A 23285-nucleotide genomic window follows, 5' to 3' on the forward strand; every position below is an offset into this window, starting at 1 on the left:
AATATGAAATTATTAAAATTACTGACAATGGCAAGTTTAATGGTGTTTTTAACGGCTGGTTTATCAGCATGTTCAGACAATAAAGCTGAGAATGCTGGTGAGAAAGTGGATGAAATGATCCAAGATGCTGGTAATGCTGTTGAAGATGCATGTGAAGATGTAAAAGAAGGCATGAAGTCAGAAGATCCAGACTGTTAAATACAGTGCAATCTGATTAACTATTTAATCCGTTCAGAGCCGTTAGGTTATTAACGTAAAGTACATTGATGTCAAAGGTCACGACTTGTTTAGACTCATATAAGTCAATGTAAAATCTTAAGAGCGTGGCGCGAAGTGATTAGATAGTTATAGTGATAAGTATTGTCTTAAGCAGCACTCATGTGCTGCTTTTTTTAAAAAAGGAGGACCACAATGCTCACCCGTATCCATATTAAATATTATTATACCCTTGGTACGTTATTGGCTGCGTGCTTATGTGTGGCGCTTCCTTATGTGTTACTTAAGCTTGTTTTTGCGTGGCTTGCATTATCTTTAGGCTTGGTGAGTTCGGCGTATTGGTTTAATAGTGCAGGTATTTTCCGTAAACGCCAAGATGGCAGTATTCCTTGGTATATAGGTTGGAGCTTTATTCCGTTTTTATTGGGTTGCCAGCTATATAACGCCTGGGCGAGAAAAAATGACAAAGTTCCTGCAATACAAAAAATTGATAAGCAGCTGTATTTAGCCTGCCGGTTGTTTTCTGGCGATATTGACCGACTAAAGCATGAGAAAATTGATGCTATTTTAGATGTTACTGCAGAATTTGACGCATTAGAGTGGACTCTGGTTGATGAAAATATTGCCTATTTAAATATTCCGGTATTGGATCACAGCGTACCTAGCGTCGCACAGTTAAATCAAGCGATTAATTGGTTACATAACCAAGTCAGTAATGGCAAAAATGTCGTAGTACATTGTGCATTAGGTCGAGGGCGTTCGGTGTTAGTGCTAGCCGCTTACTTAGTGTGCCGTGAGCAAAATCGTAATGTTAATGATGTGCTGAAATCTATCAGTAGTATTCGTCAAACCGCGCGGTTAAATAAATGGCAGTTAGCGGCCGTCGAAAAAATGCATCGCCTGAATCAAATTCATATCCATAAACGCGCTTGGTTGATTGTGAACCCAGTGTCAGGTGGCGGTAAGTGGCATGATGAAGCCGATCATATAACTCAAACCTTGAGCGATTATTTTCAGCTTGAAGTCTTATATACCACTAAAGACAAGTCTGCGGTGCAACTAACCGAACATGCCAAAAAACAGGGTGCTGATATTATTGTTGCTTGTGGTGGAGATGGCACAGTTAACGAGGTGGCATCGGTGATTGTCGACAGTGATATTTACCTAGGCATTATTCCTATGGGCACCACTAATGCACTTAGTCACACCTTGTTTGGTATCACCAGTAAGTTAGTACCGGTATCGCAAGCGCTTGATATTTTGATTCAAGGTTATTCTCAGCGCATAGATACTGCCATGTGTAATGAGCAATTGATGTTGTTGCTAGCGGGCTTGGGTTTTGAGCGGAAAATGATACAGAAAGCCGATCGCGACCGCAAAAATGAGCTCGGACAGTTGGCTTACCTTAATGGTTTATGGGAGGCGATAGATGAAAATCAGCCTTTGTCGATGAAATTACAGCTTGATAGTGGTGACATTCAAATGATTAACACCACGAGTTTAGTGATTGCTAATGCGGCGCCATTCACCAGTGTATTAGCCCAAGGAAATGGTGAACCCAATATTACCGATGGTTTGTTAGACATTACTTGGATTGAGTCCAGTGAGACATCACCACAACAATTATTGAGTATGACCGAGCTATTATTTGCCGGATTAACAGGCGAGCGTGAAGATGATCAGCAGAGTGGAATTCATCATGAGCAAGCTAAGACGATTCAGTTGAGCACGGACTCGTTGTGCAAATATGTTATTGATGGTGAGTTATTTGAGTCTGAAGATTTATGCATCAAGGTTAAACCTAAGTCATTAAATGTGTTGCTGCCTCAAGCGAGCAAACACATTTAATCACTTAGCACGCTGTTAAGGTTCGTCAGGACTCGTTTGGTCTTGGTATTTACTTAACTTGTTATAAAGGGTTTTAACGCTGATACCTAATTGTTTTGCAGTTTCATTTTTATTGCCCATAGATTCATCAAGGGCCTGATAAATTGCAGCTTTTTCTAGTTCGTCGAGGCGCATGCCCACAGGTATTTGTACGCCGTCAGTTAACGGCTCTGTTGAAGGTTCTAGCGATGACACCATGATATGGCTCGGTAAAATTTCGTTTTCTGCCAGAATATATGCACGTTCAATAGCGTGTTTCAATTCGCGGACATTACCAGGCCATTTTTGTTGTTGGATCAGGTTAAGTGCATCATCTGAAAACATTTTTGTGAGTTTTTCAGCTGTGTTTCGATATGCCAAAAAGTGCTGTGCAAGTCCACTTATGTCGTTGTTACGGTTGCGTAATGGTGGCACTTGGATGGGAAAATGCGCTAAACGAAAATATAAGTCTTCGCGAAAATGACCCGCATCAATAGCGTCGGCTAGATCGCGGTTAGTGGCTGCAATAATACGAACATTGGCTTTTTTAAGATGTTGTGAGCCCACTGAGCGATATTCATTATTTTCGAGTACGCGTAGTAATTTTACTTGGTGTTCTAACGGCATTTCGGTGACTTCATCAAGAAATAAGGTGCCGCCTTCTGCCTGCTCAAATACACCACGGTGATCTCGATGAGCACCAGTAAAAGCGCCTTTTACATGGCCAAACAGTTCGCTGTCGACCAGTTCAGGGCTTAATGCACCACAGTTAATTGCGATAAAGGGTTCGTCGACTCTATGACTAGCCAAATGAATAGTATTGGCAACGAGCTCTTTACCTGCACCGCTTTCACCAACGATGAGCACGTTGCTCTCGGTGACAGCGACTTTACGAATAGTGCGATATAACTTGTGCATCGCACGCGATGAACCAACCAATAAACCATATTGGTCTAGTTCACTCGAAAAAGGCTGTTTTTGCTTAGTCGATTGCGATTTGAAGTCTCGGGCAAAGTCTTCTAGCGTGTCGTTAATCACATCAGCATCGTAAGGCTGGCGAAAATGATAACCAGCCGTTTTTGACATTAAATGATCTAAGTTGGGGTTTGGCTTACCTTCGGTTAAGAAGATGAGCTCAATATCAGACATTATCGAACTGTCAGTTAGCTCAGCGTATTCTTGTTGGCTTAATTGTGACAGTTCAATGATAGCAACGTCTATTGAGTTACTCTTCAGTTGGTCTAACCAGGACTGGTCAACTGAGCTGGCAATCTTATTAAAGTGCTGGCTACTTGGTAAAGCAAGTAGACGAGCTTCACCTTCTTGACGGTGTAAATGGTAAAAAAGTGTTGGACGTGGCATGCCGATTCACTCCCTGTGGTATGTAGTCCAATGTTTGTCTCGGGTGTCGTGTGACAACTAAAGACAATCATTCAGTGTTGTTAGGCCATTAACGTGTAACAAAATATTATAATAACAATAATAATCAGATGGTTAATTAAATTTTGTCCATGTGCAGACGTGCTTATGTTTAGGCTTTGCTTACATAATATGTGCTGGATCTCTATAGGTTATACAACCTATAGAGCAAAGTACTAGTTAAATTATCGAATACAGGAGGATTTGCGTTGAAATCATATACTCGAGACGAACAAGTTGAGTCCGATGTGTGGCTTTTGCATGAGGCGATTGATTTATGCCAAGAGGGCGAGCAATTTTATGCCCAAGCAATACTAGGGGCCGACGATTACAATATTAAGCGGGTTTTTATCCATATGGCTGACATTAGAAAATGCATGCTAACGCGTTTAACACCATTATTTACGTTGATGCGATCCAGTCAAGCAAGGCCTATGGACAGTAAAACCTTTCACCAACAATCTTCATATAAACACTATGCTAAGGCCGAACACCTGATACAGGATAAACCACTACCGCAGGTGATTGCAGTATTGGTTGAAACTGAGCAACAAGTATTAACTCAATTAAAGTACGCCGCTAAAAAAACTAAAAATAAGCGTGTCGCAGGGCAACTTGCCGAAGGCATTGCTTGGCTACAGATGAGTTTTGATACCATGAAACGCCTTTCCGTTGCAGGTAATTAGTCTGCAGGTAATAAAAACGCCTGATAATGTTGATTATCAGGCGTTTTTTGTTGATGTTTGCTTCGTCACCTTTTAAGTCTAGTCGAGGTTAAGCCACTCTTGATTGCCATGAGGAAAAATTTACCTAGTATCGGTAAAAAAGTCCGATAACATTACTATTTAAAGTCATCATATCAATGAAAAACTCTAATTAGTTGTTATTTTACATGTGGTTATAATTGTTGGCATGATTCGAGCACTATAATCCTTGATATTAACAACGGAGGAAATCTTTATGAAAAAGACCACATTATCTGTAGTAATGAGCATCATGTTAGGTTCAATGGCATTCGGTGCAAGTGCAGCACAAGATTGGCAAGATGATGCAAAAGATGCGTGGATCGATGGTAAAGCTGAAACCACACTTTTGTTAAATACTAATTTGAATTCATTCGATATTAATACCGACGTACATGATGGCAATGTGACCCTAACAGGTAAAGTTAACAGTAGTGTTGATAAGGCACTTGCCGGAGAATTAGTGCAAAGCTTAGATGGCGTTAAAGACGTCAATAATGAATTGTCGGTAATGAAGCCTGATAGCGATAAAGACACTAATGATCTCGCTAAAAACATCACCGATTCAAAAGTCGCTACCGTAGTCAAAACGCGACTATTATTCTCAGCCGACGTATCTGGTACCGATATTGACGTTGAGGTAAAAAATAGCGTGGTAACATTAAAAGGTTCGGTATCGAGTGATGCTGAACGTGATTTAGCTTTAATGATTGCCAAAAATACTGATGACGTAAAAGATGTTGTTAATAAGTTACGTGTCACTCAGTAATCTATTGATAATCTTTAAACCAGCCTTTGGGCTGGTTTTTTTATGCCTAAAATAGGCAATAAGTCACTATATTTTGATTATTAGCAACTAAAGTTAGCCGACTGGTCTATTCTTGTTTATCCTGTCATTGAAATGGAGGCTCAATGAACAAAAGTGCAGCAAGTAGACAATCAATATGCGCCGTAGGCGAAAAGCTTTTTGCGTTACACGGTTATAGTGGCGTGGGCATTAAATTAATTCTCGACGAGGTCGGTATTCCTAAAGGGTCTTTTTACCATTACTTTGCCAGTAAAGAGGCGTTTGCGGCAGCCGTTGCCGAACATTATTTTCAATTACGTATTCAACCTATTGCTATCGATTCAAGCGTAAATTTTAAAACTAATTTATCAACAATGCTTAATGGGTATCATCAACTCATTGATGAGCTGTTTAGTGGCAGTGAGCCTCGCGGCTGTTTAATGGGTAACTTAATGGTTGAAGTCAGTAGCAAAGCGCCTTTATTGCATCAAACCTTAAACCACCTTTATGATCAATGGTTGGGCTTATTGAGTGCGCTTATCGAGCAGGGGCAGCAGCAAGGCCATATCCGTACAGACTTGCCAGCATTAACACTAGCGAGTGTTTTTTGGGCGAACTGGCAAGGAACTATGCTACGCTGCCAAATTAAAGTCGATAAAATGGCTGCTAAGCGAGCTTTAGTGCAGTGTATGCAGATGATGACTCGATAGATTCAAGTGCTGCAGCAGTGATTTTGAGCGTGTATTGTGGAAAAAATATTGCTACATAGAGCGGTTTTTTCGGTGTTTGGAGTAGGGTTAATTGGCTAAAAGATTATTACTTAGTTGTTTGGTTTTGCTGCTGTCGGCATGTGCGTCTAGTCCGCAAGTGGTTATCGCACCTAAGCCTGTGGTAGTTCCACCCATGCTTAAGCAAGAAGCGCCCAAGTGGAGCGAGTCAAGCCTGTTAAGTTTTCATAATCAATGGAAAGGTACGCCATATCGTTTAGGTGGCCTGAGCCGAAATGGCGTAGATTGTTCAGGGTTTGTGTATTTGGCCTACCTGAACATTGTCGGCGACAAACTACCTCGCACAGTGAATTCACAGGGGACTTTGGGCAAAGACGTGCCGCGCAGCCAGTTACAAACCGGCGATTTAGTTTTTTTTAAAACCACTCGGACGGTTCATCATGTCGGTATTTACATGGGCAATGATCGTTTTTTACATGCCTCGACTAAAAAAGGGGTAAAAATTTCGAGTTTGAATAATATCTATTGGAAGCCTCGTTTCTGGTTTGCAAAACGCATAGACAATCCAACGTTTGAACAAAACATGTCGATAGCCAGTTTGGTCGAACATGTTCAACAGCAAGACCATTTATAATTTGGCAGCAGTTTAACTGCTGGTGCCGTTTATTTGCTTCAACCCTAGGCCTGCATCTGAAGTATTGCTTGGGTTGTTTTCACCGCTTAGCATCGATATATTCATGTTATAAATAGCTGTTTAGGCTAAAACCACGACGTAAACGGACCCGTTATGCCAGACTCCAAGCATTGGACCTTAAAAAGTATTGCCAAAGAATTAGGTGTGTCGAATGCGACGGTATCTAATGCGTTTAATCGTCCAGATCAGTTGTCGGAAAAACGCCGCACAGACATTCTCGCTGCCTGCAACGAGCTAGGATATTTTGGACCTAATAAAGCCGCGCAATCTTTAAGGCGTGGTAAATTTGATACGGTCGCATTGGTGTTGTCGGACAGTATTGAATACATGGTATCAGATCCTGTGGCCAGTAAATTTATGAAAGGTGTTGCTGCCGTTTTCGAGCAACATAAAATTAATTTACTGTTGTTTTCTGGTAGCTCTGACAATGTGAATGGCGTCAATGATTTTGTCGATGGCTTTATTTGTTATGGTCGCCCCCGTAACCGTTTATTGGCCGAGCAATTAAAAAAAATTCGTAAAAAAGTGGTAACGGTCGACTTTAATATTCACCGTAGTGCTTCGGTGAGTATCGATAATAAAGCCGGTGCCTATGAAGTGGCTAAGTTGGCGATTCAATCTGAGCAAGATCAGGTCGCAATTCTTGGATTACGCTTGCTTGATACCCATTTAACCTGCCGCGTGTATGATATTCATTCTATGGAAATTGACACGTCTGTAGCGCATCAGCGTTTGCAAGGTTATTTGGATGCCATTGGTGATACTGGGGTTAAGCTTGGTGATGACCGCATTTGGAATATCCCTGAAAGTAATGCCGACTTTGCGACCATAGCTGCCAAAGAGGCGCTTAATTGTGTACCGCGTCCGAATGTATTTTTGTGCATGAGTGATTTAATTGCTTTGAGTTTAATGCGCGAGGCAATCCAACAAGGTTTACGCATTCCACAAGATGTTCGAGTGGTGGGTTTTGATGGTATTGACGAAGGTACTCGGGCGATCCCGCCGCTGACGACTGTGTTCCAGTATTCAGAACAAAAAGGCCGTAAAGCCGCTGAAATGTTTATTGCTGATGCCCATCATGCTGAAGTGTTAGGTTATGAATTGTCACGTGGTGGCAGTTGTTGATGTAATATTGATGACCGGACGATTTCGATACAAATATGTTGATACAAATAAGGCGCCTAATAGGCGCCTTATTTACGTTTGAGCTTAAATTACCCGTCAGATTATCTGCTATGTTTAGCCAATAAATCGGCCAGCACAATGTGGGTCGATTGTTGCGCTGCAACTATGTTGATATGGGTTTCTTTAGTGGCAAAATTTACGCTTAACTTGGCTGAACTGTCGCCATGCACCCAAGAAAGTGTTAACTGATTAGCTTGGTTTGTCATGGTGAACTCACCATTAAAGGCATCGACATTATTGCGAAGAGTGATCAGCTCACATAGCGTTTTAACAACCGGTTTTTGCATCGCGGTTTGAATGTCGCTTACCTGTAGATAAGGGCGGTTAATGTCACGACCTACCTGAGTTTGATTCAGCAATTCCATGGCATTAGGCACAGCCAATAAACCGGTGTAATACACCTGCGGAATACCTGGAGCAAAAAATTGTACGCTTCGAGCGATTAAATAATCAATGTCATTTTGGCCAAGAGCATCGTAGTAGGTGCAATTAACTTGATATAGATCGACATTGCTGGCTGCCGCGCCCGTTGCTTGTAAGCTTTCACCTTTGCTATTGCTATGGATGCGGTTAACTAGGTTATCAATTTCTGCAGCGGTTAATAAACCTGCTTTATTGCCGACAGGGCCTGCGTCGATAATACCAATACCGTCATGAGTGTCTAATACTGTGACACAGTTGCGTGGTGCAATGGATAGCCAATGGCTTAATGCACTGACATCTTGGCTAAACAGGCTGTGAAGGATCAATGGCGGTAGCGCAAAGTCGTACACCATGTCTACCCGCTTAGCGATATCGAGTTGGGTCATGTAGTGTGAGTGAATTTCGGCAAGGGTGGTCATGCCTAGGCTGTTGGCTTTTTTGGCCAACTCATCGACAAATTCAAATGACTCTTCAATCATAAAGCAGCTAGTGCCCGGCTTTTTAATCGCATAGCCAGCAGCGTCAAGACGAATAAGATCGACTTTGCTTTCATGAAAACGCGTTAGCACCTTGTTTAAATGCGCCTGACCTGCAGCGGTATGCACATTAATATCAATTTGGTTTGAGGTAAAAGTCGTCCAAAACTCGGCTTCTGTCCCGTCGGCAAGTTTATAGCTAGTGAAGCAACTCCCTGGACGTGGACGATAAATTTTAGCTTGGTTTTCTGCGCTCAACCCGTCAGGAAATACGCTCTCTTTAGTTAGAAATAAATCCCAGTAAACAGAACTTTTACCGTTGGCAAGTACGTCTTGAAACTCGGTAGACTCCGCTGACATGTGGTTAACGATTAAGTCGGCCATGATGTCGTATTGCTGGCCAATCTGCTTTACGTCATTCCAATCACCAAGACGTTCATCTACTTTTGCATGGTCTATAGGGTCAAAGCCAGCATCGCTGCCGTCGATTGGATAGTAAAAAGGTAACAGATGTACGCCACCAAAGAGATTATGAAGTTCTGTGTCGAGAACCTGTTTGAGTCCTTTTAAGTCTGAGTGCGCTATACGATCTACGTAAGTGATCAGCTGAACATTATTTTTCATTTTGGTGACTCTTAAAGTAAGTATTTAAAAAAAACTTAATCGATTAAGTTGTATATTTAACCAATATGAAACATTATTCAAGGGCTTTGTTTAAATATTGAATTCGTTTTCTGTGGGAGAAGACGAATGTGTCGCCATAAATAGACAGTGTGACCACAAAGAAAACATATAACAATAAGGTGAGAAGTATGGTTAACCATATGAAAGAGCTAGATAATTGCGGTAACTCTAGGATAAGAATACTAACGTATTTAATGTTTTTTATGTTTGCCATGACCTCTGATGCAGTGGGAGTGATTATTCCTGAGTTGATTAACACATTTGACTTATCGATGTCACAAGCGAGCGCATTTCATTACATGCCAATGCTTTTTATTGCATTAAGTGGGCTGTTTTTAGGCTTTCTGGCAGATAAGTTAGGCCGGAAAGTAACGATTTTAATTGGCTTACTGTTGTTTGCGCTGGCCAGTTTTATGTTCGCTTTAGGTGAGTCATTTTATTATTTTCTATGTTTGTTGGCACTAGTGGGTATTGCTATTGGGGTATTCAAAACTGGCGCGCTAGGGTTAATTGGTGATATTTCAACTAACTCAAAACAACATTCAAGTACCATGAATACCGTTGAAGGCTTTTTTGGTGTGGGTGCTATGGTTGGTCCGGCGATTGTCAGTTATTTATTGATAACAGGCGTGTCGTGGAAGTATCTGTATTTTGGTGCTGGGGCGTTTTGTTTAATATTATGTTGGTTAGCTTATAAGGCTGAATACCCGCAACTTAAGCGCTCATCTACTCAAAATATTAATCTCGCCAGTACGTTTAGCATGATGAAAAACCCTTATGCATTAGGCTACTCTTTAGCGATTGGGCTTTATGTTGCTACTGAAGTGGCTATTTATGTTTGGATGCCGACGTTATTACTCAACTATGAAGGCGAGTTGGCATTAATCGCAACGTATGCGTTAACTATCTTTTTCACATTGCGGGCATTGGGACGTTTTCTGGGGGGGTGGATCCTCAATCAATTCAGTTGGCAACAGGTGATGTTTTGGTTCAGTCTGGCAATTAGCTTATGTTATTTAGGCGCTATGGTGTATGGCATTTCGGCTGCGGTTATTTTATTGCCTTTATCAGGTTTGTTTATGTCTATGATGTATCCGACATTAAATTCTAAAGGGATCAGCTGTTTCCCGGTTGATCAACATGGTTCGGTTGCTGGGGTCATTTTATTCTTTACTGCACTTTCTGCTGCATTAGGTCCCTTGTTAATGGGACTGGTAGGCGACATATTTGGTCATGTTAAATACGGGTTTTATTTAGCCACCGGCTTTGCATTTATGTTGTGCGTTTTGGCGGCATACAATCTGTTTCGTGACCCCTCAGGGCATTTGTTAACCGCTGACGCTAAATAATCAACAACTACTATTATAAATATTTAATCTATTAAACATCTACTTAGATGTTTTTTTAATCCAGTTAACGATAATTGAACATAAATTGTACTTGCAATTTACTATTTAGTTGCTAACTTGTAACTTAATCGATTAAGTAAAAGGTTTAAGTTTAGCACCTTGATTAGCTATTGAGATAGTTTGGGGCTTAGTTCGATTGATGAATATATTACTGATGTTGTTATGGGGAGATAAGACAACATCAATACACTCTATGTGGGGACATAAAAATGATAAAAAGCACATCTAAGAAATTTGTATTAAGTACGCTAGCTGTGATGGTCAGTTCAAGCTTGTGGGCTGCTGACACTGACACTGTGGAAACTAAAAAAGACGCCATTGGTCTTGAGCGCATTGTGGTAACGGGTGTCGCACGTGGTACACGTGTAATGGACTCGAGCGTGTCAGTGAGCAGTGTGTCACCAGAAGATTTAGCCATTAGCTCACCTCGTTCATCAGCCGAAGCGTTCCGCATTATTCCGGGCATGAAGGTTGAATCGACTGGTGGTGAAGGTAACGCCAACATTGCGGTACGTGGTTTACCGGTTGCCTCTGGTGGAGCTAAATTCTTGCAAATTCAAGAAGATGGCTTACCTATTTTACAGTTTGGTGATATTGCATTTGGTAATGCGGATATTTTCTTACGTATTGATTCTACAACACAAACTATTGAATCAATCCGTGGTGGTTCAGCCTCAACAGCTGCCAGTAACGCACCAGGCGGTATTATTAACGTCATTAGTAAAACGGGCACCAGTGATGCAGGCAGTATTTCGTCTACTGTGGGTCTTGATTACGATACTTTGCGTACTGATTTTGAATATGGCGCAAGCATTAATGACTCAATGCGTTTTCATATTGGTGGCTTTGTGCGTACCGGTGATGGTCCGCGTGATCCTGGTTACACCGCGAACAAGGGTGGCCAAATTAAAGCTAACTTAACCAAAGAATTTGACTCTGGTTATGTGCGTTTGTATGTAAAGCACTTAAATGATAAGAGCATTGGTTATTTGCCGATGCCAATGTATTCAGATGGCAGTTCAATACCTGGATTTGATGCCCAATCTGATACGGTTCATTCGGCTAACATGTTATCAACCCTGCGCTTAGATGCTGACGGCAATATCAGCCGTGGTGATATGCGTGATGGTATGAATCCGATTGTGAATTCAGTTGGACTAGAAGCTTCATTTGATTTAGGCGATGACTGGTTAGTTGAAAACCGTTTCCGCATCTCGGATGTTAGCGGTAATTTTATGTCGTTAATGCCCGCCGAAGTGGCTAACAGCTCGAGTATTGCTGACAGTATTGGTGGCAGCGGATCATCACTGATTTATGCTAATGGTGCCAAAGCGGGTCAAGCATTTGATAGTGATTTAGCTATGCGCGTACACAGTTTTGATGTGACCATGAATGACTTTGGTTCTATCGTCAATGACATGAAATTAACCAAGACGTTTGATGATTCTAATGTCACTTTTGGTTTTTATACTGCCACGCAAAATATCAATATGACTTGGATGTGGAACTCTTATTTGATGGAAGTGCAAGGCGATAATGCGGCACTTTTAGATGTGGTCGGTGCCGATGGCACTGAGTACTCAGATAATGGTTTATACGCTTATGGCGTTCCTTACTGGGGCAATTGCTGTCAACGTAACTATGATTCAGACTACACTATTAAAGCACCGTATATTGCTGCGTCATCTAAGTTCGGCGATTTATCATTAGACGGTAGCGTGCGCTATGACTCTGGCGATGCCAGTGGTTACTATGCGGGTAATGTGCAATCACAAGTGGATATGAACCGTGATGGGGTGATTTCTCAGCCTGAGCTAAGTGTGTCGTCAATTGATAATGCTAACCCACAGTTAGTGAATTATGACTGGGGTTACCTGTCATATTCATTAGGTGCTAACTATCAAGTATCTGAAGATTTAGCCGCATTTGGTCGTATCAGTCATGGTGGTCGTGCCAATGCTGACCGTTTGTTGTTTGGTAAAGTGAATGCTGATGGTTCAGTTTCTGACGAAGACTCTGTGGATGAAGTAGACCAGTACGAAGTGGGTGTGAAGTATCGTTACGATAGCGTGTCGCTATTTGCCACGGCGTTTTACTCTGAAACAGAAGAGCAAAACTTTGAAGCCACTAGCCAAATATTCTTTGACCGTAAATATGAAGCCAAAGGGATTGAGTTAGAAGGTGCTTATTATGTTGGTGATTTCGACTTCCGCGGTAACGTAACCTGGACCGATGCTGAAATTGTTAAAGATGCCCTTAATCCAAGTGTAATTGGCAACACACCTCGTCGCCAAGCTGATTTTATTTACTCGCTAATGGGCCGTTATAACTTTGATAAAGGCTCTGTTGGGGTCAATTTGATTGGTACCACTGAGTCTTATGCTCAAGATAATAATGACCTAAGTTTTGATGGTTATACTCAAGTCAATGCGTTTGCATCTTACCAGTTAACCAATGCGTTATCAGTCGCGCTTAACGTCAATAACTTGTTTGATACTGTGGGTATTACCGAAGCTGAAGAAGGTTCGGTACCCGATAACAATATCATTCGTGCCAGAACCATTAACGGTCGTACAACCAGCGCAACGGTTAAGTACGAGTTTTAATCTTTTATTGTCATAACCTTAGTTGTAATAGTATTAGTTTTATTAGTTTTTAGAAATCCCTGTTAACAAGCCCATGCAAATGGGCTTTTTTTTGGACGTTTTATATGAGTACATTATTGAGTTTTGGTGAAGTATTAATTGATTTACTTCCGGTGGGCCATTCTGGTTTGGTTCACGAGCCTATCCCTGGTGGCGCGCCTGCCAATGTCGCTGTGGGTTACGCTAAATTAGGTGGTAAGAGTCTTTTTGCTGGTGGCATTAGTGCTGACGATCATGGCCAGTTGTTAACAAATACACTGGTAGAACAAGGTGTTGATGTTAGTTGTTTAGCATTAATACCTGATGCTGCTACTGCCACAGTGTTAGTTAGTTTGGATGCGCAGGGGGAGCGGTCGTTTAGCTTTAATCGGCAGAACACTGCTGACATGCTATACCGTGAAGCTGATTTTGATGCTATCGACTGGTCAAAAATTGATATTTTTCATCTTTGTTCTAATACCTTTACTGAAAAGGCTATTTTCAATGCCAGTCTTTATGGTGCTAAAAAAGCGCATAAGGAACAAGCATTAGTCAGTTTTGATGTTAATTTACGCTTGTCATTATGGCAAGACACTCGGTTGTTATCAGCCCGTGTGGAGCAATGCTTTCGTTATACTCACGTGCTTAAAATGAGTAAAGAGGAAGCACTGTATTTGGCTCAAGAGCGTGGAGTATCATTTGACGAATATTTAGCATTCTGTATTGGACAAGGGGTGAGGTTAATTTTGGTCACCAATGGCCCAGAGTCCATTTTATGTCACAGCGCTGAATTTTCCTTTGAGTTGCCGGTGCCTAAAATTGTCGCCACAGATACTACAGCCGCCGGAGATAGTTTTGTTGCGGGGTTCTTATATGAACTTGGCAGTGATGAAGGATATTTAGCGCCAGAGCTTTTAGTGCAAAAATTGCTTAATCGAGTGAAGGTTCAAACGGCTGCTGAGTTTGCGATTAAGTGTGGTGCGATAACGTGTGCGAAAAAAGGCGCATTTCCTGCGTTGCCCGTTTGGTCACAAGTGCAATAATGGATCAAGTGGGTGTAGAGTCGCGTTATTAGTCATAAAAAGAGGTCACCCTAAGGTGACCTCTTTTTGGTTATCATTGAATCAATAACGTGGTTAATCTTGGGTTATGCTTGATTCAGCTAATTCGGTTTTATTTTTGCCACGTTTTGCGAGCGCATAATAAAACAGTGGCGTTAAAATAAGACCAAAAATCGTTACCCCAATCATGCCAGAGAATACCGCAACACCCATTGCTTGACGCATTTCTGAACCTGGTCCGCTAGAAAACACCATAGGTACCACACCCATAATGAAGGCTATCGAGGTCATTAAAATAGGTCGTAAACGTAAGCGGCCGGCTTCAAGTATGGCCTCTAATGGTTCCATGCCATCATCTTGTAACTCTTTGGCAAACTCAACAATGAGAATCGCATTTTTGGTTGCTAGCCCCACCAGGACAATTAACCCAATCTGGGTAAAGATATTGTTATCTCCACCGTAGATAAGTACCCCTGTTAATGCCGACAATAGCGTCATTGGAATAATCAGAATAATGGCTATGGGTAAGCTTAGGCTTTCATATTGTGCCGCTAAAACCATAAACACTAACAAGATAATTAATGGATAAATATACGCGCCCGCATTACCTGCCAGGATCTGTTGGTAGGTGAGTTCAGTCCACTCGTACGTCATGCCATTAGGTAAGGTTTCAGCTAAAATCTTTTCAATGGCAGCTTGTGCTTCACCGCTACTAAAGCCAGGTGCAGCACCACCATTGAGCTCAGCAGTGGTAAAACCGTTGTAATGCATGACTCGGTCTGGACCAGATGAATTGGTGACATTAATAAATGAACCAATAGGCACCATTTCACCTTGGTTGTTACGTACTTTTAGTTGGGCGATTTGTTCAGGCGTTTGTCTAAACTGCTCATCTGCTTGTACGTTAACTTGATAAGTGCGACCAAATTGGTTGAAGTCGTTGGCGTAAACCGAACCCATGTATCCCTGCAGGGTGGAGAACAATTCGTCTAACGATACCGATTGCTGTTTGGCTTTGGTGCGATCAATGTTCACTTCAAGTTGTGGCACATTGACTTGATAACTCGAGAACACTCCAGCTAGCTCAGGCGTTGCCCATGCTTTTTGCATCACTTGCATGGTCACTTTATACAACTCTTCGTAACCGTAATTAGCACGATCTTGAATTTGTAATCTAAAGCCACCAATGGTGCCTAAGCCTTGCACTGGCGGTGGCGGGAAAATCGCAATAAATGCGCCGTTAATCGCGGCGAATTTTTGATTTAACGCCGCAGCAATAGCACCTGCCGATAATGATGGATCTGTGCGATCGGCAAAGTCATCCAGCGGGGTAAACAAAATGGCGCTGTTAGTGCTATTGGTAAAGCCATTAATGCTTAAACCTGGAAAGGCGACAGCATGGGCAACACCTGGTTGATCTAGTGCAATACGCGACATTTCTTTCACGATAGCTTCGGTGCGATCTAATGATGCTGCGTCAGGTAACTGAGCAAAGGCGATAAGATATTGTTTATCTTGCCCAGGTACATAACCTGTTGGAGTGCTTGAGAATTGTAAGCCAGTTAAGCCGACTAAACCGATATACAAAATACCAATGACAGCCCCAAAACGAATGATCTTCTTCACTAACCAGCCGTAACCGTCAGACATACGCGCAAACATGCGGTTAAACGGTTTAAATAACCAGCCGCCTAGCAGTTTATCCATACCTCGGGTCAGCAGATCTTTTTTCTCGTGATGACCTTTAAGCAATAATGCCGATAAAGCAGGGCTAAGGGTTAATGAGTTAATTGCCGAAATAAAAGTGGATATGGTAATGGTTAGCGCGAACTGCTTATAAAACTGCCCGGTTAAGCCTGACATAAACGCAGTAGGAATGAATACCGCTGCCAATACCAATGTGGTGGCAATAATTGGACCGGTAACTTCTTTCATTGCCTTTTGGGTGGCGGCAACGGGCGATAATCCGTCAGAGATATTTCGCTCAACGTTTTCAACTACCACAATTGCATCATCGACCACGATACCAATCGCCAGCACTAAGCCAAACAGTGATAAGGCATTCAATGAGAAGCCCATTAGGTGCATAAAGGCGAAGGTACCCACAAGTGATACCGGAACCGCCACTAATGGAATAATGGATGCGCGCCAGGTTTGTAAAAACAGTACTACTACTAATACAACCAGCAATAATGCTTCGACCAGTGTCTGTACCACAGCTTTAATTGAGCCACGCACGAACACGGTTGGATCGTAGACGATGTCGTAGGCTAAGCCTTCTGGGAATGACTTAGACAGTTCTGCCATTTTAGAACGAACATCATCAGATATTTGAATTGCGTTAGAGCCTGATGCTTGGAACACTGGTAATGCAGCAGCGTCTTTATTATCTAGCATTGAGCGCAGGGCATAAGTCGATGCACCTAATTCCACCCGGGCAACATCTTTTAAACGAGTGATCTGACCTTGATCGCCCACTTTAACAATAATGTCCTCGAACTCTTCAACATTGGATAAACGACCTTTGACGTTAATCAGTAATTGGAAATCACTGTCGCCACTTGGTTGTGCGCCTAAACTGCCAGCTGCTGCTTGTTGGTTTTGCTCACGAATAGCAGCAACAATATTACTCGGTGACAAGCTTAAGGCGGCCACTTTATTAGGGTCTAGCCACACGCGCATGCTGTAATCGCCGGCGCCAAACACGCGCACAGCTCCTACACCGGTAATACGGGCTAATTCATCTTTGACTTTCAATACCGCATAGTTAGACAGGTATAACATGTCATAACGGTCATCTGGTGAGGTTAAATGCACCACCATGGTTAAGCTTGGTGATGATTTTTCAGTGACTATGCCTAAGCGTTGTACTTCTTCTGGTAGCCGTGGTTTTGCTCGCTCAACACGACTTTGCACTTGAGTTTGAGCTAAATCAACATCAGTACCAATTGCAAAGGTGATGGTTAGCGTCATGCGGCCATCAGACGTGGCTTGAGAAGACATGTACAACATGTTTTCGACGCCGTTAATCTCTTGTTCTAGCGGGGATGCAACCGTTTCAGCAATGATTTTAGGGTTAGCACCTGGGTAGTTTGCCGTAACAACCACGGTAGGTGGTACCACTTCTGGGTATTCGGTAATGGGCAATTGCCATACTGCTAGTGCGCCTGAAATAAAGAACAGCAGCGACAAAACAGCGGCAAAAATTGGTCTTTTAATAAAGAATTGAGACAACATTATGTAGTTTCCTTAACCCTGACTTGCGTCATCAGCAACACGTGCTGTTAATGGCTGGTTATCGAGGAGGCGTTGTGCTTGATGTAATGCTTCTAATTTTTCGCTATCAGCCATGTCGGTTAGGTTTGGCTCAATAGTGACATTAGGGCGCACTTTCTGCAGACTGTTTACCACTATGGTGTCGTTAGGTGATAAGCCAGCAGTAATAATACGTAAGCCATGAAGTTTTTCACCTAGGCTGACACTTCGATATTCAAGGGTGTTTTTGTCATTTACCAGCAGAACAAACTTGTTATTTAAGTCGGTAAAAATGGCTTTGTCGTCAATTAAAATACTGTCGTATGACTCACTACCAGCAATGCTGATACGGGCAAATAAGCCGGGTAATAATTGATTTTCTTGGTTGGCAAAGTTAGCTCGAACCCGAATAGTACCCGTTTGCTGATCAACGGTATTATCGACAAAGTCGATCACACCTTGATGATTAAAGCTGGTTTCATTTGCCAGAGCCATAACCACAGCGTTGTTACCTAAACGTGGATTTTGACGTTTGTTCTCAAACGAGAACGCGGCATATTTTAAATACGTTTGCTCATCGATATCGAAATAAGCATACATATGCGATGTAGAGACTAAACTGGTGAGGTGCGTTTGACCCGCAGTGACATAGTTGCCTGCCGTTTCATTAGCATATGACACTCGACCAGTAATAGGTGCGGTAACCTGGGTATATTCAACGTTAAGTTGGGCACTAGTTAATGCTGCTTTAACTGACGCAACCGCTGCTGCAGTTTGATGCATGTTAGAGCGGCGAGTATCAATCAGCTCTTCTGAAACCGCTTTTTGATGAAACAGTTTATTGGCTCGCTCATAATCATTTTCAGCAAGTTGATTAGCTGATATTGCACTGGTTAATTCTGCTTTAAGACGCTCATATTCAGCAGTAAAAACCCTCGAGTCGATGGTAAATAACACATCACCTTTTTGAACCAGTGCGCCTTCTTTAAAGTTAATCGATTCAATATAGCCTGATACTCTAGGGACTAAGGTCACTTTTTCAGGAGCTTGTAAGCGTCCGGTAAATTGATCCCACTCGGTAATGCGCTCATAAAGCACGTTAGCTACGTCTACTTTAGGCGCTGCAGGTGTATTCGCCTGTTGTGCAGGTTGTTCTCCACACGCCACTAATAGCAATGCCGTTAGGCTAACTAGTAAAGTGATTTTAATTGATTTTAACGTCTTCATGGTGCGGTCCTTTGATCAATAGCATTTACGTTTTTTTAGCAGGCTGTAGGGTGCGTTATATTGGTATACGAGTTCGTTTTATACCGATAGGTATAAAATGTTCTGTACCGAACGGTAATATATAGATTAAAATAACCCTGTCAATGACTTTTGTACCGATAGGTATTAAATTATTTTGACAAGAGGTTCAATAAGCGGGAAAATAAAGTAACATCACTATTTGTAAGGTGATTTGTTGCGATGAAATAGCGTTAATCAATACTTGTTAAATTGTTATAGTTGCGACTAATCTGCATAATATTAACCCTGATGTGGCTTAATATTATGCTAAAGTATGCGGGTTGTTTGTCATAAAAGTTAGTTAAGCTTTTGATAAATAAAGCTCCGTTAATATAAGAGGTACTATTTATGACAATAACCAAAGCAGCTTGTGTTGGTCGCCCTCGTGGGTTCGATATCGACTTGGCATTAGAGCAAGCGCTTAATATTTTCTGGCGTCATGGATATGAAGGAACTTCTTTAAACGAGCTCACCGAGGCGATGGGGATCAAGAAGCCTAGCTTGTATGCCGCATTTGGTAATAAAGAGCAGCTATTTTTAAAAGCCATCGATTTATATGAAAACCGTCCAGATTCATTATTTAATACAGCTTTTAAACATCAACACATTGCTGATGTGGTTCGCGGTCTATTGCTTGGTGCTGCAGCCAAATTTACTGACTGTAGCCATCCTCAAGGTTGCGCATTAATTAACAGCACCCTGTCCTGTAGTGAAGCGAGCGAATCAATTAAGCAAGCCGTTTTAGAGCGCAAAGCACGGCATAAGCTCCAATTAGTCGCTCGATTTGAGCAAGCTAAGCAGCAAGGTGAGTTAAATGCAGATTGTCAGCCTGCAGTGTTAGCTCAATTGATTACGACCTTGTTTCAGGGGATGTCGATTCAGGCATCTGAAGGGGCAAGCATTGAAGAGTTACTGCAAATTGCCAACATGGCCGTAGATGGCATTTTGATTTTGTACATTAATCCTAAGTAACTTAGTCACTCATTCTCAAAATTAACCCGTAAATCAATTGATACTGTACTTTTTGGCAGTATCAATCTTGTTTAAACATCCATTATTCTCTAGACATCTTCTCTATTTGTTGCTTGTTATTAAGCTCCAACAGTCGCTATGGTAATACTATAAAATGTTGCTTTAACCACAACAGATAAGTTTACCGAATAAGCTGATCTATAGCTTCCAGTGTTATCGTATCCTTTTGTAATATAGATGGTTATCCAATCCGAGCAATCAAAAGGTCTGGTTAGCATTTAGCATCGACTGTGGGCTCATCGCAACTGACTTAATAGGAAGAACCCCTACTATTAATTATATGCATAACTCTTGTGAGTGTCGGTAGTTAAACCCAGTACACAGATAATCACCCTATCAATAGCCCCTAAGGTTATGCCATTGTGTTAAGAGGGCTCTGTTTATCAACTTGAGATTTTGTGAACCCACATTTATTTGGTAGATTACTCTCCTATAAATGCATTACTGATTTAACCTCATAAGGGAAAAATAACCATGAGCAAAGCTAAAATCGGCATCGTGACTGTGAGTGATCGTGCCAGCGCTGGCGTGTACGAAGATTTGTCTGGTAAAGCCATTATTGAAGTATTGAATGCGTATTTAACGTCTGAATGGGAACCTGTTTACAAGGTGATACCTGATGAGCGTGACGTTATTGAAGCGACATTGATTGATTTAGCCGATAATCAAGATTGCTGTTTAATCGTCACCACTGGTGGCACGGGCCCTGCAAAACGCGACGTAACGCCAGAGGCCACCGAAGCTGTGTGCGACAGAATGATGCCTGGTTTTGGTGAGCTAATGCGCACCGAATCATTAAAGTTTGTGCCAACAGCTATTTTGTCTCGTCAAACTGCGGGTCTTCGTGCCAACTCGTTAATTGTTAATTTACCTGGTAAACCTAAGTCAATCCGCGAATGTTTGGATGCTGTATTTCCCGCAATACCTTATTGTATCGACTTAATGGACGGACCGTTTTTAGTCTGTGACGAAGCCGTGATAAAACCGTTTAGACCGAAGTAGTTAAAAACATTCAATTTCTGCCATGTTAAAGCGTGTCGTGAGGATAAAAAAATCCTTACGATACGTTTTATAACCATTATGAGGTAAAGGTATTTATATCCTATTTGATAATAGAAAATTAGAGGCATAGGTGTAAAATATAGATCTAAATATTGAAGGACTAAATCGTGAAAGCAAGGATGTTTTATGAGTAATACTTCTGCAATACCAAGTGATCTTGCAATACATATTGTTGAGAAGCGTATGGCGGTCAATGCATTGATCCTTGTGTTATACAACATGCCAACAAAAGAAACCTTTGAACATTTTAAATTTGTTAACTCTCATCTAATCGATGGTTTTGCTAAGCCTGGTCAAATCGTTTTAATTTCTCCTTTAAATACATTTCAGTGCACAATTGAAGAACAAGAGTTTAAAAAGTATGCGTTGGATATTGATAAAAAGTTGAGAGAACTTGATGAGATTGAAAAAGAAGTTTTGGCTAAGCGGTACGACTTACTCAGTAATGTTGCTAAATATAACGGCTTATTATTAGGCGTAGCTAATAACACTTGGAACTCGCATGTTAGCTTTGTAAAGGAGAACTTGAAAAATTTAGAGCAGACGTATGTTAAGACTTATAATGCAAAAGGAAACTTGAGATCACCTGAGTTTCAGCATCGAAGAAAGATTATCTTTTCTAATTTAAATAATGCTTTAAGACGCTTTGGTCAGCCCGCGTTTGGTGAAAACTTAATGCCAGGAAATATTCGAACTCAATTAGGTTTAAGTAGCAAAAGTTTGATTAGGCGTTGGGATAAAATGGGCGGATATGCTCAAAATATTCCTGGTTTTGCTGACCATTATAAAACTATAGCGAATATGGCAAAAAACTTAAAACGAGTTGGATATGTAGGCGTTGCATTAACGGGTGTTGAGGCAACTGCAAATATCCAGCGAGCTTGTCTTGAGGGTACAGATCTTGAGTGTACTAAAGCAAAATATGTTGAGACTGGCAAAGGCGCTGGATCTATTGTTGGGGCAGCTGGTGGTGGTTTGATTGCAAGTTATGGTTTATGTTCAATTGTTTTTGGCCTTCCTAGTGGTGGGACTAGTTTACTATGGTGTGGGATCGTCGCAGGTGGTGTTGGAGGATATTTTGGGGCGAAGCATGGAAGTCATTATATAGGCGATAAAGCTGAACTTTTGTATGAGGTGATAGAGAAATAATGTCAATAATAGATCTTATAGGACTTCTATTAGGCGGCAGCTTCGTATTTTTAGGTTTATTTGTTTTGTTGCCTATGTTGTTATATATATACAATAAACCTATTAAGTCAGTTGAAGGGATATTAGAAAATGGGCGTGAATACTTCTCATTAAATATCTTTTTAACAGGACATGGAACGCTTCATTATGCGAGTGTTTTTATGTTTGATTGGTATGCAAAAAGGTATGGTTTATTTCATTTAAAAGATAGTGTACCAACTAAAACGACACGTATTTTTAAAGTTTATTATATCATTTTTATGATTGATATACTCTGCTTTGTTACTATGGTTATTTTAGACTATATATATCCAAATATAAAATAGTTCTATGGTGGGAGTTTAATGTTTAGATTTAATATGCTCTGAATCTGGTAGTCAACCAGGGTTTTTAATATATAGTTTTGGAAATTCTCATTTTCTATATAAATATTACTTAAAATCGTATAAAAACTTAGAGGGAGCGGGGTATTCATTGAATCTTTTATAGTGGATTTTGAGTAATATATTACGCCATCATATTTATCCTCATTGGCATACTAAGGTTATAAATTACTTGAATTAAGGCATAAAATGTCTCTAAACGTACAATGGATATTCACGTTTTTTATCGTTTCATGTCTACTTGCATATGTTGTTATTGCTAGTATGCTGCCAGACCTTCACGTTAATCAACTATTAATGTCACCGTGATTATCCAGGATTTACTGAAATATATTAATTGATTAAAGGTTTTATTTATCAATTTTTTATTTACTTCAAATAAATGCTCTTAGTTAATCAGAATAGCCGACAACCCTCCAAGTGTAGTTAGGTATCTGCACTTTAGCGCAAGCACTACAACTTTTTAAATTGCTGCTTAAGCTCAAAATCGCTGTCAGTTACCAGTTTTTCTAACACTTGTATCCGTTCGATTAATGCTTGGTTTTGGGCTTTTATATCGGCGACACCATCGGCGTCAGCTTTTTGTTTATGCTTTAAATAATGTTTAAACATTTCGGATGCCGTGGTGCCGACAATCACAATAAATACTAACGCTATGATCGCAATATCGTTGTCCATAATATGCTCCTTGTTAATGCTCTTTGCTATATCAATTCTTGTGAATTAGTTTTGAATCAATTGGTTGTAAATCTACCAGCCTTAC

19 protein-coding genes are annotated in these 23285 nt (G+C 41.1%); 14 read left to right on the forward strand and 5 right to left on the reverse strand.

What is annotated here, in order from left to right; all coding sequences use genetic code 11:
• Positions 1–3 precede the first annotated feature (3 nt).
• Positions 4–198: a hypothetical protein gene (locus ACED29_RS16510; RefSeq protein ID WP_124016636.1), complete on the forward strand. Its 195-nt coding sequence runs from the start codon at positions 4–6 to the stop codon at positions 196–198.
• A gap of 213 nt (positions 199–411) precedes the next feature.
• A complete protein-coding gene (locus tag ACED29_RS16515; protein WP_124016637.1) occupies positions 412–2064 on the forward strand; it encodes a diacylglycerol kinase family protein in 1653 nt (550 codons plus the stop codon).
• Between the two features lie 15 nt (positions 2065–2079).
• Here the strand turns inward: ACED29_RS16515 and ACED29_RS16520 are convergent, their stop codons facing one another.
• Entirely contained in the window at positions 2080–3444 is a 1365-nt protein-coding gene (locus ACED29_RS16520; RefSeq protein ID WP_124016638.1) for a sigma-54-dependent Fis family transcriptional regulator, read from the reverse strand.
• Between the two features lie 266 nt (positions 3445–3710).
• Here ACED29_RS16520 and ACED29_RS16525 point away from each other — a divergent pair, with 266 nt between their 5' ends.
• From ACED29_RS16525 to ACED29_RS16545, 5 genes are all read left to right on the forward strand, one after another.
• Positions 3711–4187, forward strand: a complete 477-nt coding sequence (locus tag ACED29_RS16525; RefSeq protein ID WP_371698122.1) for a hypothetical protein — start codon at positions 3711–3713, stop codon at positions 4185–4187.
• A gap of 274 nt (positions 4188–4461) precedes the next feature.
• Positions 4462–5013: a BON domain-containing protein gene (locus ACED29_RS16530; RefSeq protein WP_371698123.1), complete on the forward strand. Its 552-nt coding sequence runs from the start codon at positions 4462–4464 to the stop codon at positions 5011–5013.
• Between the two features lie 143 nt (positions 5014–5156).
• On the forward strand, positions 5157–5741 hold the full coding sequence (locus tag ACED29_RS16535) for a TetR/AcrR family transcriptional regulator (protein WP_371698124.1): 585 nt from the start codon (positions 5157–5159) through the stop codon (positions 5739–5741).
• 91 nt (positions 5742–5832) lie between these two features.
• On the forward strand, positions 5833–6393 hold the full coding sequence (locus tag ACED29_RS16540; protein WP_371698125.1) for a C40 family peptidase: 561 nt from the start codon (positions 5833–5835) through the stop codon (positions 6391–6393).
• 153 nt (positions 6394–6546) lie between these two features.
• Entirely contained in the window at positions 6547–7578 is a 1032-nt protein-coding gene (locus ACED29_RS16545) for a LacI family DNA-binding transcriptional regulator (RefSeq protein ID WP_124016643.1), read from the forward strand.
• Between the two features lie 101 nt (positions 7579–7679).
• On the opposite strand, the gene gtfA is transcribed toward ACED29_RS16545, so the two are convergent.
• Positions 7680–9161: a sucrose phosphorylase gene (gene gtfA / locus ACED29_RS16550; RefSeq protein WP_371698126.1), complete on the reverse strand. Its 1482-nt coding sequence runs from the start codon at positions 9159–9161 to the stop codon at positions 7680–7682.
• A 188-nt stretch (positions 9162–9349) separates the two neighbouring features.
• On the opposite strand from gtfA, the gene ACED29_RS16555 reads away from it, so the two are divergent.
• The 3 genes from ACED29_RS16555 (at position 9350) to ACED29_RS16565 (ending at position 14297) form a co-directional block, all read left to right on the forward strand.
• Entirely contained in the window at positions 9350–10570 is a 1221-nt protein-coding gene (locus ACED29_RS16555) for a sugar MFS transporter (RefSeq protein ID WP_182723139.1), read from the forward strand.
• Positions 10571–10839: 269 nt separating this feature from the next.
• Positions 10840–13236, forward strand: coding sequence for a TonB-dependent receptor domain-containing protein (locus tag ACED29_RS16560; RefSeq protein WP_124016646.1), 2397 nt, complete (start codon positions 10840–10842; stop codon positions 13234–13236).
• A gap of 104 nt (positions 13237–13340) precedes the next feature.
• Positions 13341–14297, forward strand: coding sequence for a carbohydrate kinase (locus ACED29_RS16565; RefSeq protein ID WP_371698127.1), 957 nt, complete (start codon positions 13341–13343; stop codon positions 14295–14297).
• Between the two features lie 93 nt (positions 14298–14390).
• On the opposite strand, the gene ACED29_RS16570 is transcribed toward ACED29_RS16565, so the two are convergent.
• Positions 14391–17555: an efflux RND transporter permease subunit gene (locus ACED29_RS16570; protein WP_371698144.1), complete on the reverse strand. Its 3165-nt coding sequence runs from the start codon at positions 17553–17555 to the stop codon at positions 14391–14393.
• A 9-nt stretch (positions 17556–17564) separates the two neighbouring features.
• On the reverse strand, positions 17565–18797 hold the full coding sequence (locus tag ACED29_RS16575; RefSeq protein WP_371698128.1) for an efflux RND transporter periplasmic adaptor subunit: 1233 nt from the start codon (positions 18795–18797) through the stop codon (positions 17565–17567).
• A 408-nt stretch (positions 18798–19205) separates the two neighbouring features.
• Between ACED29_RS16575 and ACED29_RS16580 the strand changes: the two genes are divergently transcribed.
• The 4 genes from ACED29_RS16580 to ACED29_RS16595 all read left to right on the forward strand — a co-directional run bounded on the left by ACED29_RS16580 (position 19206) and on the right by ACED29_RS16595 (position 22465).
• Positions 19206–19829, forward strand: coding sequence for a TetR/AcrR family transcriptional regulator (locus tag ACED29_RS16580; RefSeq protein WP_124016650.1), 624 nt, complete (start codon positions 19206–19208; stop codon positions 19827–19829).
• Positions 19830–20363: 534 nt separating this feature from the next.
• A complete protein-coding gene (mog, locus tag ACED29_RS16585) occupies positions 20364–20891 on the forward strand; it encodes a molybdopterin adenylyltransferase (protein WP_371698129.1) in 528 nt (175 codons plus the stop codon).
• A 186-nt stretch (positions 20892–21077) separates the two neighbouring features.
• Entirely contained in the window at positions 21078–22100 is a 1023-nt protein-coding gene (locus ACED29_RS16590) for a hypothetical protein (RefSeq protein WP_371698130.1), read from the forward strand.
• Positions 22100–22465, forward strand: a complete 366-nt coding sequence (locus ACED29_RS16595; RefSeq protein WP_371698131.1) for a hypothetical protein — start codon at positions 22100–22102, stop codon at positions 22463–22465. The genes ACED29_RS16590 and ACED29_RS16595 overlap by 1 nt, the downstream gene beginning before the upstream one ends.
• A gap of 510 nt (positions 22466–22975) precedes the next feature.
• Here ACED29_RS16595 and ACED29_RS16600 read toward each other — a convergent pair.
• Positions 22976–23200: a hypothetical protein gene (locus tag ACED29_RS16600; RefSeq protein WP_124016654.1), complete on the reverse strand. Its 225-nt coding sequence runs from the start codon at positions 23198–23200 to the stop codon at positions 22976–22978.
• Positions 23201–23285: the final 85 nt, after the last annotated feature.

The organism is Shewanella sp. 5S214 (genome assembly GCF_041439795.1).
Lineage (GTDB): Bacteria > Pseudomonadota > Gammaproteobacteria > Enterobacterales > Shewanellaceae > Shewanella > Shewanella vesiculosa.